Genomic DNA, 15,623 nt, shown 5'->3' with positions numbered 1-15,623 from the left:
ATGAGATTCATGCCCTATAATAACTTTGTCAAATAAAGTGATCCTATGCTGAATATCTCCATAACCAATATAAAAGTAAAGGACATTCGTTTTCCCACGAGCAAGAATTTGGACGGATCGGATGCAATGAATCCAGACCCAGATTATTCAGCAGCTTATGTAATACTAGAAACAGATCATGTAAAAGGTCTTGAAGGTCATGGACTTACTTTTACCATAGGTAGAGGTAACGAAATCTGTGTAAGCGCCATAAAATCTATGTCCCACCTTGTTGTGGGTAAGACCTTGGAAAGTTTTACCAGTGATATGGCGGGATTCTGGAAAATGATAACTGGCGATAGCCAATTACGCTGGTTGGGGCCAGAGAAAGGGGTTATTCACCTGGCTACCGGGGCTTTGGTCAATGCCGTTTGGGATCTGTATGCAAAAGTAGAGGGTAAACCACTTTGGCGGCTTTTAGCAGAAATGACAGCAGAAGAGCTGGTTTCCTGTGTTGACTTTACCTATATAACCGATGCAATTACCCCACAAGAGGCATTACTGCTATTAAAAAAACAGGAGGCAAGTAAAAAAGAACGAATAGAATACCTCCTTCAAAATGGATATCCTGCCTACACAACTTCTGCCGGTTGGCTAGGCTATTCCGATGAAAAAATGAGGCGTTTGTGCCAAGAGGCTAAATCAGCGGGCTTTAAACATTTGAAGATGAAGGTAGGCGCAGACTTGGCAGACGATATGCGAAGAGCGGCAATTATTAGGGAAGAAATTGGTGACGATCTTAAATTGATGATGGATGCCAATCAAAAATGGGATGTTCAGGAAGCCATTCAAAATATGGCTCAACTGAAAAAATTCAACCCTTGGTGGATTGAAGAACCCACTAGTCCAGATGATATTTTAGGACATGCAAAAATAGCGGAAGCTGTAGCGCCCATAAAAGTTGCCACTGGCGAACATTGCCAGAACAGGGTTGTTTTTAAGCAGTTGATGCAAGCAAAAGCTTTAGAGGTTTGTCAGATTGATAGCTGCAGGGTTGGTGGTGTAAATGAAATATTGGCTATCCTACTAATGGCGGCAAAATTTGAAATACCTGTTTGTCCCCATGCGGGCGGAGTTGGTCTCTGTGAATATGTTCAGCACCTTTCCATGGTCGATTTTATCTGTATAAGTGGTGCCATGGAAGACAGGGTCATTGAATACGTTGATCATTTGCACGAACATTTTATTGACCCCGTTGTCATTAAAAATGGCGCATATATGCCTCCGAACCTTCCGGGTTATAGTATTGAAATGAAGCCCGATTCAATGGAGCAATACACCTTTCCAGAAGGAGAAATCTGGAGAAAAATGTCAAAACCAGAACTGTTATGAAAACTCACCGTAAGTTTCTTGTTATTTTGTTGCTTTCCGGTACTATGAGCTTTGGTCAAGGACAGGAAAATTATACTCCATCGCAATCAAATTTAGAAGCCAGGCAATGGTTTCAAAGTGCTAAGTTTGGTATGTTTATTCACTGGGGAGTCTATAGCATATTGGGAGATGGTGAATGGGTCATGCAAACCCAAAAGATTCCAATAAAGGCCTATGAGAAACTGCCCATATTCTTTAACCCTATTGAATATGATGCTAAGGAATGGGTGAAAATGGCAAAGGATGCCGGAATGAAATACATTACCATTACAAGTAGGCACCATGACGGCTTTTCAATGTTTGATACCAAGGCTACTGACTATGACATTGTGGATAGGACACCTTATGGGAAAGATGTATTGAAAGATTTGGCTGATGCATGTAAGGCTGAGGGTATAAAACTGTTTTTTTACTATTCACTGTTAGATTGGCGCGATGATAATTACTTTCCAAGGGGAAGAACGGGTGCTGAAATACCCGGAAGGTCAGAAACTGGGGAATGGGATAAGTACATAGCTTTTATGAAAGTTCAACTCACAGAGTTGTTGACCAATTATGGTGAAATAGCAGGCATTTGGTTTGATGGACACTGGGACCAGAAAGACTGGGATGGAAAAAAATTCGGTAAATTAAATGTTGATTGGCATTATGATGAAATCTACAAATTGATTCATGACCTACAACCGCAATGTTTGATTGGTAATAATCATCACTTGGCACCAATTGAAGGTGAGGATTTTCAAATGTTTGAAAAAGATTTGCCAGGAAAAAACACCACAGGTTGGGGCACTGATGCTTCCGATGTAGGAAATCTGCCTTTTGAAGTTTGTGAAACCATCAACGGTTCATGGGGTTTTAATCTACAGGACAGAAAGCATAAATCAAAAAAAGAGTTGGTTCAGTATGTTATCAAAGCCGCGGGACATGGAAGTAATCTTTTATTGAATGTTGGCCCAATGCCCAATGGTAAGATTCAAGAAGAACATAAGGAATCCCTAAAAGAAGTTGGAGAATGGATGCGGGTAAATGGGAAAACAATCTATGGAACCACACAAGGGCCAATTCCTCCTTCGGATAAAATGGCCTCTACCCAAAAGGGTAAGATAGTATTCCTTCATCTTTTGGATGCAAGTGAAACGGAGGTATTCCTAAAAGATTTCAATAAAAAGATAAAAGGAATAAAGTTTTATAAGGATAAAACCTCCGTAAACTATAAAAAGAATAAGAGCGGTTTATCAATCCAAATCCCTGAAGCCAGATTGGATTCCATAGACACTATAATAGAAATTACCCTTAAATAATGGCATCTTATAATTATAAAGACAAAACGGTAATAATCACTGGTGGAGGCAGTGGCATTGGAGAGTCCTTGTCCAAGAAGTTTGCCTCTTCCGGAGCTAACGTCCATATTTTGGATTTTCAATTGGAGAAAACCCAAGAGGTGGTCGATGAAATTCTTGAAAAGGGAGGTCAGGCACAAGTATATGAATGTGATGTTGCCAATCAAAGCCAAGTAAAGGAAACTGTTCAGGGTATCGCAGCTAAAAATTCCATTGATATATTGATCAACAATGCCGGGATTGCGCATGTGGGCAATATTGAAGGCACTTCAGAAAATGATATGGATAAACTATACCGGGTAAACATTAAGGGAGTCTATAACTGCATCTATGCATGTATTCCAAAAATGAAAAAACAGGGAACGGGGATTATTCTTAATATGGCGTCCATAGCTTCCACGGTTGGTATTTCAGATAGGTTTGCCTACTCCATGACTAAAGGAGCAGTATTGACAATGACATACTCCATTGCAATGGATTATATAGGTCACGGTATTCGCTGTAATAGTATTTCACCTGCTAGGGTACATACCCCTTTTGTAGATAATTTTATAGCTAAAAATTATCCAGGAGAAGAAAAAGAAATGTTTGAAAAACTTTCAAAGACACAACCCATTGGTCGAATGGCCAAACCTGATGAGGTAGCCTCCTTAGCGCTTTATCTGTGTTCTGAAGAAGCATCCTTTATCACTGGGACAGATTTCCCCATTGATGGAGGTTTTATAAAACTAAACGGTTAAGAATAAAATAATACCTATATGAAACTCATACGATTTGGTGCTAAGGACAATGAAAAACCGGGTGTTGAGCTTAATGATAAAACCAGACTGGATGTAAGCGGTTTTGTTAATGACTTCGATGAAGATTTTTTTGGAGGCAACGGTCTGACTCAACTTGAAGCTTGGCTGGGTAAAAATGGACATGAATGTCCTATTGTAAAAGAGGATGTAAGACTAGGCCCACCTATAAAAAGACCATCCAAAATTGTTTGTGTCGGACTTAACTACGCGCAACATGCTGCCGAAAGTGGTATGGATGTGCCCAAAGAACCCGTTTTATTTTTCAAGGCCACTTCTGCCATTGCTGGGCCAAATGATGATGTGATCATTCCAAAAGGAAGTCAAAAAACCGATTGGGAAGTGGAGCTGGCCTTTGTTATTGGTAAAAAAGCATCTTATGTGGATGAAGAAAATGCGATGGCCCATATAGCTGGTTACGTATTACACAACGATTATAGTGAGCGGGAATACCAATTGGAGCGCGAAGGACAGTGGGTAAAAGGAAAGAGCTGTGACACTTTTGCTCCCCTAGGTCCATATTTGGTCACAAAAGATGAAATAAAAAATCCCCATAACCTTGATCTATGGTTAAAATTGAATGGGGAAACCATGCAAGACAGCAATACCTCTGATTTTGTATTTGACATTCCAGAACTGGTGAGTTATATCAGCCAGTTTATGACGCTGTTGCCAGGCGATATTGTATCCACTGGCACCCCTTTTGGTGTAGGATTGGGTTTGAACCCTCCTAAATATCTTAACCCAGGGGATGTAGTGGAACTGGGCATAGATGGGCTAGGAACTTCAAAACAACATATAATAGCATTTGAATGATATGAGAATTGATAGCCACCAGCACTTTTGGAATTATGATCCGGTTACCCATGCTTGGATCAATTCGAAAATGGAGGTTATCAAAAAAGACTTTTTACCTTCAAATCTGGCTCCAATACTTAAACATGCCCAGATGGATGGTTGTGTAGCGGTCCAAGCCGACCAATCTGAAAAAGAAACCGACTTCCTGCTACAATGTGCAAAAGAAAATCCTTTTGTTTTAGGCGTGGTTGGTTGGATGGATTTATGCTCCCAAGATATCGAGCAGAAACTCGACAGCTATTCAAAATACCCTAAATTAAAAGGGTTGCGACATATTGTGCAGGATGAGGCCGATGACCATTTCATGCTTAAGCCAAATTTCTTGCGGGGAATATCTAAACTTGAGACTTATGGATTCACCTATGACATTTTAATATATCCAAAACAACTGCCCGCTGCAGTTGAATTGGTCAAAATGTTTCCCAAACAACGTTTTGTACTTGATCACATTGCAAAACCTGTTATCAATGGAAATATTGATAGCAAGTGGGAGCATCGCATCCAGCAACTTGGTTCCTTTAAGAATGTCTATTGCAAAGTATCGGGTATGGTAACCGAGACTAGCCAGAATGCCTTTGACAATGAGGATTTTCATCCATATCTCGATGTTGTCTTCAAATCCTTCGCTACAAATAGAATCATGTTTGGGTCCGATTGGCCCGTTTGTTTGCTTTCTGCTTCGTACCCAAGGGTATTGTCCATTCTCGATGCCTATTTAAAACAATTTTCAGAAGAGGTTCAAAACCGGGTTATGGGTCTGAATGCACAAGAATTCTATAATTTATAACATGGGAAACCTCATTCAGATAGTCAAAAAAATTAAAAACGTACGCACTCTAATTGCCGGTTTGATTATACTCGCATGCAGCAATGCGTTAGTTCGGGCCCAAGATGCCGAAGATTCCCAAAATGTACTTTGGTATTCAGAACCCGCAAAAGAATGGATGCAAGCCTTGCCCGTTGGAAATGGTCGTTTGGGAGCCATGGTGTTTGGCGACCCTCATAGCGAGAGGATTCAACTGAATGAAGATTCCATGTGGGCCGGTGGTCCCGATTGGGAAAGCAGTAAGGGAAACAGCGCTGATCTTACTCTTTTGAGACAATTGTTGGAAGAGGGGAAAACGGAGCAAGTGGATAGCCTTATTGTAGAAAAATTCTCAAACAAAACTATTCTACGTTCCCATCAGACTATGGGAGATCTATATATTGATTTTGAAGGGGAGAGCGACATTTCCAACTATCGGCGAGAGCTTGACCTTAACAAAGCACTGGTCACCACTTCATATACAATGAACCAAGCACAATACGCTCAAAAAGTATTCGCATCACATCCAGATGATGCTTTGGTAATTGAATTGACCACAACCGCTAAAGATGGATTGAATCTTGAATTGAAATTGGATCGACCTAAAGACCATGACCAGCCTACGGTCAAAATGGTCAACCCAACCCCTAGTGAAATTAGTATGAAGGGTATGGTAACCCAAAATGATGGAAAAAGATTCTCAAAACCATTATCGATAGACTATGGGGTGCGTTTTGAGACGCGATTGAAAGTAATAAATAATTCAGGGACGGTTCTGGCCAAGGATGGCAAAATAGTACTGAAAGGCGTGAAAAAAGCACTACTTTTTATAGTTGCCAACACCTCTTTTTATCATGGTGAAAACTATGTGAAAAAGAATGACGAAACCCTATCGAAAATTCTGAGAAAACCCTTCGAATCGCTTTTGTCTGATCATATAGGGGATTATCAGGAACTGTATAAAAGGGTTTCTTTTGATTTGGGAGGTCGTGAATTGGACAAAATACCAACTAACCAGCGATTGGAACGAATAAAAAAAAGAGAAAATGATAATGCGCTTGCAGCTACTCTTTTTCAATTTGGACGCTATCTTTTAATTGCCTGCTCACGCCCAAATACCAACCCTGCCAATCTACAGGGACTCTGGAATGATCATATTGAAGCCCCTTGGAATGCTGATTATCACCTGAACATCAACTTACAGATGAATTATTGGTCGGCAGAGGTCACCAATCTGAGTGAATTGCACCAACCATTTTTCGATTTGATTGACCGGGTGTTGGAAAGAGGAAAAACTACAGCTAAAGTACAATACGGGATTAATCGAGGAACAATGGCCCATCATACAACCGATCTTTGGGCCACCCCTTTTATGCGGGCAGAAAGAGCCTATTGGGGCTCATGGATTCATGGGGGAGGATGGTGTGCACAACATTATTGGGAGCATTATCAATTTACGAAGGATGCTGTTTTTCTTAGGGAACGAGCTTATCCGGTGCTTAAAGATTTGGCAGCTTTCTATTTGGATTGGTTGATATGGGATAAGAAGAGCAAAAAATGGGTGTCAGCTCCGGAAACATCTCCGGAAAATTCATATCTAGCACCCAACGGAAAATCTGCAGCGGTTTCCTATGGAAGTGCTATGGGACATCAAATAATAGGAGAGGTATTTGATAACTTTTTGGAAGCTTCAAAAATTTTGGGAATCCAAGATTCGCTTGTAAAGGAAGTGAGGGAAAAAAGACGAAACTTACATCCAGGTGTGCTTATAGGAGAGGATGGACGTATTTTGGAATGGAATGAACCCTATGACGAGCCGGAAAAAGGTCATCGTCATATGTCTCATCTATATGCACTGCATCCAGGTGATGATATTGTGGAAAGTAATCCAAAGGCATTTGCTGCTGCCCAGAGAACAATAGATTATCGTCTTGAACATCGAGGTGCGGGCACTGGTTGGAGCCGAGCTTGGATGATCAATATGAACGGCCGTTTACTGGATGGGCTCTCGGCTCAAGAAAATATTGATAAATTCTTACAAATTTCGTTGGCAGATAATTTGTTTGATATGCACCCACCTTTCCAAATTGATGGGAATTTTGGGTATACCGCTGGAGTGGCAGAGCTGTTACTTCAATCTCACGAAGGATTTTTAAGGTTATTGCCGGCATTACCCCCAAAATGGAAGAATGGGTCGATAACTGGTCTTAAATCAAGAGGGAATATTACAGTCGATTTGGAATGGAAAGATGGGGAATTGACACAAATGACACTTAAAGCGAATGAAAAAAAGGAGATTGCCATTCAATATGGTAACCAAAAAATATTGGTCAAAATACCCAAGAGTAAACAAATACAATTGAACAAAAACCTCAAATTAATTCCTTGAGCATGCAAAGCAGTCAAATACCTATAAGGGTTTTATTTACGATTATCTTGTCATCATTGTTCATGGTAACTGCCTTGAAAGCTCAAGAAAGTGATACCTATAAGGTTAACCATGAAAAAATGCAATGGTTTCAAGATGCAAAACTGGGCATTTTTATCCATTGGGGGCTATACGCTGTAAATGGGATTGATGAATCTTGGTCATTTTACAATGGCTACATCTCACATGATGATTATTTGAAACAAACCAAAGGATTCACCGCCAAAAATTATAATCCGGAAGCTTGGGCTGAACTTATCAAAAAAAGTGGGGCTAAATATTCAGTGATTACATCAAAACATCATGATGGATTTGCGCTATGGAACTCTAAGTATGGGGATTTCAACGCGGTCAAGAGTTCAGCTGCCAAAAAAGATGTATTGAGTCCATTTGTAAAAGCCCTTCGCAAAAACAACCTAAAGGTTGGAATATATTACTCCCTTCCAGATTGGTCTTATGGAGATTATACTCACTTTTTAAGGGATTCTCTTAGATACAAAACAAAGGAAGATCCAAAACGATGGAATACATTCTTAAAATACTACCAAGGACAATTAAAGGAAATAGCAAACCTATATGACCCTGATCTTTATTGGTTTGATGGAGATTGGGAACATAGTTCTGAAGAATGGGAAGTGCCTAAAGTAAGAAATATGCTGTTTGGAAAAAATCCCAATACAATTTTAAATTCCCGATTACAAGGAAATGGGGATTATGCAACACCAGAGCAAGGAATGCCCATTACCAGACCCAAAAACAAATACTGGGAATTGTGTATGACCATGAACAATTCATGGGGCTATCAGAAAAACGATCATGATTACAAAACTCCAGATCAAATTATTGGAATTTTCTCCGATGTTATTTCCAATGGTGGAAATCTGCTATTGGACATAGGCCCTAAAGCGGACGGAACCATTCCAAAAGAACAGGTAAATATCCTTAACGAGTTGGGAGACTGGACCGCTAAACACAAAGAGGCTATTTATGGATCAAGGGCGGGCATTCCCAAAGAGCACTTCTATGGACCTACAACCTTATCAAAAGATAAAAAAACATTGTACCTTTTTGTTAAGGGCAATCCCAATGGTGAAATTGTGGTTCGCGGACTTAAAAATAAGATCAATCGGATTTGGGTGGTGGGCAATGGAACAAAACTGTCCCATAAAGTAGTTGGTAAAGTTTATTGGAGCCATTATCCAGGAATCACCTATATAGATATTCCAGAACATGTTTTGGATGACCACATGACCGTACTTGCCTTATTATTGGACAAGGAGGTGGACTTATATCGTGAAGATGGTGCTGTTATAGAAAGTAATTAAATACTTAAAGATGAATCTCAAAAAAGAATCACTTGTTTTTATGCTCCTTGTTTTTGGCAGCGTTTTATGTTGTATTAGTCAAGAACAGGCAAAACCTTTGGCAAAGCATGTAGTATTGATCGGGTCTGATGGTTTTGGGGCTTATGCCTTCAAAAAAGCTAAGGTTCCCAATTTAAGAAAGATGATGAAAAATGGATCATATACCCTTGAGGCACGATCAGTTCTGCCGTCATCCAGTGCCGTAAATTGGGCATCCATGATCATGGGGTCTGGACCTGAGCTACATGGGTATACGGAATGGGGAAGTAAAACGCCAGAATTACCTTCAAAGGTTATTGGCGACGGGAACATATACCCCACTATTTTTAGCTTGGTGCACCAACAACTACCAGAAACAAAAAAAGGAGTTTCCTACTCTTGGGGAGGTATTGGTTATCTTTTTGAAAAGAATATGGTCGACATCGATTTCAATGGGAAAACCGATGAAGAGACTATGCAAAAGGCCATTGAATTTATCTTAAAAGAAAAACCTTCACTAACCTTTATACATTTTGACCAACCAGATGGAGCAGGGCATAATATTGGACATGATACCCCAGAGTATTATAAGGAAGTGGAAAAAATTGATGCCTTGGTCGGAAAAATTTTAAGCGCTCTTGAAGAAAATAACTTGATGGAGCACACTGTGATACTATTTAGCTCTGACCATGGAGGTGTTGGAAAAGGACATGGAGGTAAAACCTTGTTGGAAGTTGAAATTCCATGGATAATCTATGGCAAGAATATAAGTTCCAAAGGAAAATTGGAGAGCAGTGTTGTTACTTATGACACGGCGGCTACAATAGCGTATATACTAGGTTTAAAAACACCAGAATTTTGGAGAGGAAAACCAATCTTAGAAGCAATAAAAAATGTGGAGTAGTAATTTTTTTGGCTTTTTATGCTTGTTGATTATACTCTGCTCGTGCGGAGAAGTTGAAAAGCAAATTCTACAACAACCAAACATTGTCCTTTTTTTGGTAGATGATATGGGTTGGCAGGATACCTCTGTTCCTTTTTGGAGCCAAAGAACTGAATATAATGACTTATATCATACCCCAAACATGGAACGTTTGGCCGCAGAAGGCATGAAATTCACCCAGGCCTATGCAACTCCTGTATGCTCTCCTACAAGGGTGAGCCTTATGACAGGAATGAATGCAGCTAGACATAGAGTTACCAATTGGACGCTTATGAAGGATGCTCTTCAACCCATGGAGACGAATCATCCTACGCTAAGTTTTCCAGAATGGAATGTGAACGGAATGAGCCCCGTTGAAGGTGACCCTAAAGCGGTTCACGCAACTCCATTGCCCAAATTACTACAGGATGCAGGGTACTACACCATACATACAGGCAAGGCCCATTTTGGGGCTATTGGGACACCGGGGGATAATCCGTTAAACCTGGGTTTTGATGTGAACATAGCTGGACATGCAGCTGGTGCCCCGGAAAGTTATCTTGGTACGGAGAATTTTGGGAAGGGCAAGGAAGGTAAAGAAGTTTGGGCTGTCCCAGGACTGGAAAAATACCATGGAAAGGATATCTACCTGACCGAGGCACTTACACAAGAATCTTTAAGTGTTTTGGATTCCGTTAAAGGCAAGAAACCCTTTTTCCTGTATATGTCACATTATGCGGTTCACACTCCAATTATGGGGGATAAAAGATATTTTCAAAAGTATGTGGAGGCAGGATTGGATTCTACAGAAGCAAAATATGCTTCCATGGTCGAAGGAATGGACAAAAGTTTGGGCGACATCATGGATTATCTAGAAAAAAATCAGCTAGAGGACAATACAATCATCCTTTTCATGTCAGATAATGGTGGATTGAGCGCTGTTGCCCGAGGTGGCGAACCGCACACCCATAATAGGCCTCTGGCCAGCGGAAAAGGTTCCATCTATGAAGGAGGCATAAGGGAACCAATGTTGGTGAAATGGCCAGGAACCATAAAACCAGGGGCATCAACTGATGACTATGTGATTATTGAAGATTTTTATCCCACCATTTTAGAAATGGCAGGAATTTCAAATAGCAATAAAGTTCAAACTATTGATGGAAAAAGCTTTACCTCTATCTTAAAAGGTGAAGTGGCCAATGAAGAAGAGCGACCATTGTTTTGGCACTACCCTAACGAATGGGGACCTGAAGGTCCTGGTATTGGAGCTTTTAGCGCCATAAGATTGGGAGATTGGAAGTTGATTTATTTTCACCAAGATCAACATATGGAGTTGTATAATATCACCAACGATATTGGAGAAACCGAAAACATGATATCAACTGAAGCAGAAAAGACAAGGGAAATGGCACAAATACTATCAGAATACCTCATTAAGGTAAACGCACAAATGCCTTCCGATAAGGAATCCGGACAAATAATCCCATTACCCAACCAAAAAATAAACATAGGTAAGCAGTAGTTATGAAAAAAATACTCCAATTTGTTATAGCAGGAGCAATAATATTATCCGTATCGTGTAACAGTCAAATTCCTCCTGAGCCTGTTGGTCCTGTTCCTTCGGAACGCCAATTGGCGTGGCATGAGTTGGAGTATTACGCTTTTGTCCACTTTAACATGAATACTTTTACCGACATGGAATGGGGTACCGGAGGAGAGAAACCGGAACAGTTTAATCCAACACAATTGGATACGCGCCAATGGGCCAAAGTGGGCAAAGAAGCTGGAATGAAAGGTATAATTCTTACCGCCAAACATCATGACGGTTTCTGCTTATGGCCAACCAAAACCACAGAACATTCCGTTAAAAATTCACCCTGGAAAAACGGTCAGGGTGATTTGGTTCAAGATTTAGCAGATGCCTGTAAAGAGTATGGCCTTAAATTGGGGCTTTACCTTTCTCCATGGGACCGTAATAATGAACATTACGGCAAACCTGAATATGTGCAACTATTTCATGAACAACTGAGAGAGCTTTTGACCAATTATGGTGAATTGTTTGAAGTTTGGTTTGATGGTGCCAATGGAGGGTCGGGGTATTATGGAGGAGCAAATGAAACCCGTAAAATTGATAATAAAACCTATTACGAGTGGCCCAAAACCACCAAAATGGTTCGGGAATTACAGCCTAATGCCGTCATATTTAGTGATGGTGGGCCAGATGTTAGATGGGTAGGAAATGAAGAAGGTTGGGCAAACGAAACCAACTGGAGTGTTATGCGTAGGGATGAGATACATCCGGGCTGGCCTAGATATGTAGAGTTGCGATCAGGGCATGAAGATGGTACGCATTGGCTTCCAGCTGAAGTAAATACTTCAATTCGTCCAGGTTGGTATTACCATCCTGGTGAAGACCACCAAGTAAAGACGTTACCACGATTGGTGCAGACTTTTTATGAGTCCGTAGGAAGGAATGGCAATTTCTTATTAAACCTACCGGTAGATGATAGAGGCCTTGTTCATGAAAAGGACGTTGAGCAATTATTGGCTTTGAAACAACAAATTGACAAAGATTTTGCAAATGAATTGGCACAGGGACAGACTATTGTTGCTTCAGATGTACGTGGCAATGACTCCGCTTTTTCCGCGGAAAATGCTATCGATGGTGATAAGGAAAGCTATTGGGCCACCAATGATGGTAAAATCCAAGCGTCCATTACTGTTTCATTTGAAGAACCTACAGAGGTCAATCGTATTGTTTTGCAGGAATATATTCCTTTGGGACAACGAGTTAAAAAATTTAAGGTTAGCGCAGAGGTGAACGACGAATGGAAAACCATTGATGAACAGACCACTATTGGCAATAAGCGTATTCTTCAATTTGAAACTGTAAAAGCAGATAAAATACAGGTAGAAATACTTGATTCGAAAGGACCTGTAACTCTTTCAAATCTGGAACTATACAGAGCTCCGGCACTTTTGGTTGAACCGGTCTTTTCAAGAAATCGAGATGGAATGGTTTCCATTAGCGTGCCAGATGATAAGGTTGATATTTATTTTACAACGAATGGCAGTGACCCAACAACATCATCTTCAAAATACACAAAGCCCTTTTCTTTGAAAGAACCAGCTACTATAAAGGCGATAGCTGTAGATACAGATAGCGGACAACAAACCCAACCGGCAAACCAATATTTTGATATTGCTAAAAAGGAATGGCACTTAATAGCTGCTTCTTCAGGGAATTTGGAAGATGCAGAAAAACTAATGGATGGAAACCCCCATACATTTTGGGCAACGGACAAAGAAGACCAAAAGACACCGGAAATTACAATAGATTTGGGTAAATCCTTCGAGTTGAGGGGCTTTACATATTGGCCCATACAAATACGCTATCCATTTGGCATAATAACCCATTATGAGTTTTTGGTCAGTACGGATAACAAGAATTGGAAAACAGCTGTAAAAGGTGAGTTTGGGAATGTTGTCAACAATAGAATTGAACAAAAGGTATCTTTTGAAACATTGTCAGGGAGATATATTAAATTAAAGGCACTCAAAATTCATGGAGAAGACCCGAGAGTTTCTTTTGGCGAAATAGGAGTATTGACCAAATAAGTATTATGGACCTAGGATTGAAAGATAAAGTCATTATAGTCACAGGAGGTGACAAAGGCATCGGAAATGGGATTTGTAATGTGCTTGCAGATGAAGGAGCTGTCCCTGTAATTATTGGCCGAAAAGAACATGATGTACAAAAAGCGGTTGATGCAATTATACAAAAAGGAGGAAAGGCCTTTTATGCCCTAGCAGAGCTCACAAATCCTGAACAATGCAGGAACGCAATTGAAAAAGTAGTGAAAGAATTTGGGAGAATAGATGGGCTTGTCAACAATGCAGGTGTTAATGATGGGGTTGGATTGGAGCATGGCAATTATGAAGATTTTAAACGCTCTTTGGAGCGTAATGTAGGGCACTATTACTTGATGGCCCATCACGCCCTTCCAGAATTGAAAAAAAGTGGTGGAAGTATTGTAAATATTGGCTCTAAAACCTCGGTTACCGGTCAGGGAGGCACTTCTGGATATGCAGCTGCCAACGGAGCAAGAAACTCCCTTACCCGTGAGTGGGCAGTAGAATTACTTCCGTACGCAATTAGGGTGAATGCGGTGATTGTTGCTGAGTGCTATACCCCATTATATGAACGATGGGTCAAAACATTCGAAAATCCTGAGGAAAAATTGAAGGAAATTACAGATAAAATACCCTTGGAAAACCGGATGACCTCTGCGGAGGAGATTGCCAATGCAGTGGTTTTTTTGCTTTCAGAAAAATCAAACCATACAACTGGGCAGCTTATTTATGTTGATGGCGGCTATACCCATTTGGATAGAACATTAACCAAACCAAGCAATTAAAATTATGAGTCGACCAAAAGTAGTATCCAAAGAAGTACTTTTTCCATTTATCCTAGTCACCTCCCTTTTTGCACTTTGGGGTTTTGCAAATGCGGTCACCGATCCTATGGTACAAGCGTTCAAGAAGGTGTTGGAGCTCTCAAATTCACAAGCCGCTTGGGTGCAAATGGCCTTCTACGGGGGATATTTCTGTATGGCATTACCGGCTGCACTGTTTATGAGAAAGTACTCCTATAAAGTTGGCATTCTTATAGGTTTGGGTTTATACGCTGTTGGTGCACTTATGTTTTACCCAGCAGCCATAACCGAAAAATTCTGGTTTTTCTGTTTAGGTCTTTACATACTGACTTTTGGGTTGGCATTTTTGGAAACTGCTGCAAACCCATACGCATTGGCCATGGGAGCCAAAGAAACCGCTACGCAACGCTTAAACCTTGCACAAGCATTTAACCCTGTAGGTTTGATAGGCGGGCTCTTCGTTGCCCAGCAATTTGTGCTCAAAAATCTACAGTCAGATGATATAGAAGATTTTAGTGCGCTGGATGAGGCAGCCAAAACTTTAGTGAGGACCTCAGACTTATTGGTCATCCGGGATCCATATGTGATTTTGGGATTGGTCATATCCATAATTTTTGTTGTTTTTCTTGTTAGTAAAATGCCGCAAGCCAGAGACAAGGATGGTATACCAAGTATTGGGATGATTTTTAAAACATTATCCAAAAACAAGAAATATGTTATGGGTGTATTGGCCCAAATTTTATATGTAGGGGCACAGATCATGTGCTGGACATACATCTACCAATATGCAGAGGCCATAGGAATGGATAGTGTAACCGCTGGATATTATCAAATGGCTGCTTTTGTTGTATTTGTAGTAGGCCGTGCTATAGGAACCTATCTATTAAGATTTATGAGTCCAGGTAAATTGCTGAAATTATTTGCCATCATGGCTTTGTGGTGCACCCTTGGGGCTATTCTCGTAAAAGGAATTGTAGGGCTTTATTGTATTGTTGGAATTTCCATGTTCATGTCCCTCATGTTTCCCACCATTTACGGTATTGCTCTGGGTAATCTTACCGAAGATCAGTCCAAAGTGGGTTCTGCCGGTTTGATTATGGCCATCGTTGGTGGTGCTTTAATGCCGAAACTTCAGGGAATGATTATTGATCTTGGAGGAAATGGTGTTGCTGATATCAAAATTTTAGGGGTCTCAGAGGTAAACTTCTCTTTTATATTACCCATGCTTTGCTTTGTATATATTAGTTGGTATGGGCACCATGTCTTTAAAAAATATGAATAGCT

Annotated in this window: 12 protein-coding genes; all 12 read left to right on the top strand. The window is 40.4% G+C overall.

Features of this window, described 5'->3' with window-relative positions; translation table 11 throughout:
- The first annotated feature begins 45 nt into the window (after window positions 1-45).
- The 12 genes from SJY44_RS01455 to fucP are packed head-to-tail and all read left to right on the top strand — an operon-like array spanning window position 46 to window position 15,621.
- Complete coding sequence (locus tag SJY44_RS01455) at window positions 46-1,371, top strand: L-fuconate dehydratase (RefSeq protein WP_396590980.1); 1,326 nt, start codon at window positions 46-48, stop codon at window positions 1,369-1,371.
- Window positions 1,368-2,711: an alpha-L-fucosidase gene (locus SJY44_RS01450; RefSeq protein ID WP_396590979.1), complete on the top strand. Its 1,344-nt coding sequence runs from the start codon at window positions 1,368-1,370 to the stop codon at window positions 2,709-2,711. Before SJY44_RS01455 ends, SJY44_RS01450 begins: the two co-directional genes overlap by 4 nt.
- Window positions 2,711-3,490 (top strand): SDR family NAD(P)-dependent oxidoreductase, encoded by a 780-nt coding sequence (locus SJY44_RS01445; RefSeq protein WP_396590978.1) that lies wholly within the window; start codon window positions 2,711-2,713, stop codon window positions 3,488-3,490. Before SJY44_RS01450 ends, SJY44_RS01445 begins: the two co-directional genes overlap by 1 nt.
- 18 nt (window positions 3,491-3,508) lie before the next feature.
- Window positions 3,509-4,363, top strand: a complete 855-nt coding sequence (locus tag SJY44_RS01440; protein WP_396590977.1) for a fumarylacetoacetate hydrolase family protein — start codon at window positions 3,509-3,511, stop codon at window positions 4,361-4,363.
- A 1-nt stretch (window position 4,364) separates the two neighbouring features.
- Window positions 4,365-5,192: an amidohydrolase family protein gene (locus SJY44_RS01435; protein WP_396590976.1), complete on the top strand. Its 828-nt coding sequence runs from the start codon at window positions 4,365-4,367 to the stop codon at window positions 5,190-5,192.
- 1 nt (window position 5,193) lies between these two features.
- Complete coding sequence (locus SJY44_RS01430; RefSeq protein WP_396590975.1) at window positions 5,194-7,599, top strand: glycosyl hydrolase family 95 catalytic domain-containing protein; 2,406 nt, start codon at window positions 5,194-5,196, stop codon at window positions 7,597-7,599.
- Between the two features lie 2 nt (window positions 7,600-7,601).
- Entirely contained in the window at window positions 7,602-8,963 is a 1,362-nt protein-coding gene (locus SJY44_RS01425) for an alpha-L-fucosidase (RefSeq protein WP_396590974.1), read from the top strand.
- Window positions 8,964-8,973: 10 nt separating this feature from the next.
- The gene (locus SJY44_RS01420) at window positions 8,974-9,885 is read left to right on the top strand and encodes an alkaline phosphatase (protein WP_396590973.1); all 912 of its coding nucleotides are present in this window, start codon (window positions 8,974-8,976) and stop codon (window positions 9,883-9,885) included.
- The gene (locus tag SJY44_RS01415) at window positions 9,875-11,425 is read left to right on the top strand and encodes a sulfatase (protein WP_396590972.1); all 1,551 of its coding nucleotides are present in this window, start codon (window positions 9,875-9,877) and stop codon (window positions 11,423-11,425) included. The genes SJY44_RS01420 and SJY44_RS01415 overlap by 11 nt, the downstream gene beginning before the upstream one ends.
- 2 nt (window positions 11,426-11,427) lie before the next feature.
- The gene (locus SJY44_RS01410) at window positions 11,428-13,521 is read left to right on the top strand and encodes an alpha-L-fucosidase (RefSeq protein WP_396590971.1); all 2,094 of its coding nucleotides are present in this window, start codon (window positions 11,428-11,430) and stop codon (window positions 13,519-13,521) included.
- Window positions 13,522-13,526: 5 nt separating this feature from the next.
- A complete protein-coding gene (locus tag SJY44_RS01405) occupies window positions 13,527-14,321 on the top strand; it encodes an SDR family oxidoreductase (protein WP_396590970.1) in 795 nt (264 codons plus the stop codon).
- A 4-nt stretch (window positions 14,322-14,325) separates the two neighbouring features.
- Window positions 14,326-15,621: an L-fucose:H+ symporter permease gene (fucP, locus tag SJY44_RS01400; protein ID WP_396590969.1), complete on the top strand. Its 1,296-nt coding sequence runs from the start codon at window positions 14,326-14,328 to the stop codon at window positions 15,619-15,621.
- Window positions 15,622-15,623: the final 2 nt, after the last annotated feature.

Origin of the sequence: Allomuricauda sp. R78024, assembly GCF_044596045.1 — a bacterium.
In the GTDB taxonomy this organism is placed as follows: domain Bacteria; phylum Bacteroidota; class Bacteroidia; order Flavobacteriales; family Flavobacteriaceae; genus Flagellimonas.
This window is presented reverse-complemented; position numbering and strand designations above follow the sequence as displayed.

What these genes read in the sequence shown, in the direction of transcription:
- SJY44_RS01440 (WP_396590977.1), top strand. Translation starts at nt 3,509, where the DNA reads ATGAAACTCATACGATTTGGTGCTAAGGACAATGAAAAACCGGGTGTT.
- SJY44_RS01415 (WP_396590972.1), top strand. Translation starts at nt 9,875, where the DNA reads ATGTGGAGTAGTAATTTTTTTGGCTTTTTATGCTTGTTGATTATACTC.
- SJY44_RS01425 (WP_396590974.1), top strand. Translation starts at nt 7,602, where the DNA reads ATGCAAAGCAGTCAAATACCTATAAGGGTTTTATTTACGATTATCTTG.
- fucP (WP_396590969.1), top strand. Translation starts at nt 14,326, where the DNA reads ATGAGTCGACCAAAAGTAGTATCCAAAGAAGTACTTTTTCCATTTATC.
- SJY44_RS01430 (WP_396590975.1), top strand. Translation starts at nt 5,194, where the DNA reads ATGGGAAACCTCATTCAGATAGTCAAAAAAATTAAAAACGTACGCACT.
- SJY44_RS01450 (WP_396590979.1), top strand. Translation starts at nt 1,368, where the DNA reads ATGAAAACTCACCGTAAGTTTCTTGTTATTTTGTTGCTTTCCGGTACT.
- SJY44_RS01445 (WP_396590978.1), top strand. Translation starts at nt 2,711, where the DNA reads ATGGCATCTTATAATTATAAAGACAAAACGGTAATAATCACTGGTGGA.
- SJY44_RS01410 (WP_396590971.1), top strand. Translation starts at nt 11,428, where the DNA reads ATGAAAAAAATACTCCAATTTGTTATAGCAGGAGCAATAATATTATCC.
- SJY44_RS01405 (WP_396590970.1), top strand. Translation starts at nt 13,527, where the DNA reads ATGGACCTAGGATTGAAAGATAAAGTCATTATAGTCACAGGAGGTGAC.
- SJY44_RS01435 (WP_396590976.1), top strand. Translation starts at nt 4,365, where the DNA reads ATGAGAATTGATAGCCACCAGCACTTTTGGAATTATGATCCGGTTACC.
- SJY44_RS01420 (WP_396590973.1), top strand. Translation starts at nt 8,974, where the DNA reads ATGAATCTCAAAAAAGAATCACTTGTTTTTATGCTCCTTGTTTTTGGC.
- SJY44_RS01455 (WP_396590980.1), top strand. Translation starts at nt 46, where the DNA reads ATGCTGAATATCTCCATAACCAATATAAAAGTAAAGGACATTCGTTTT.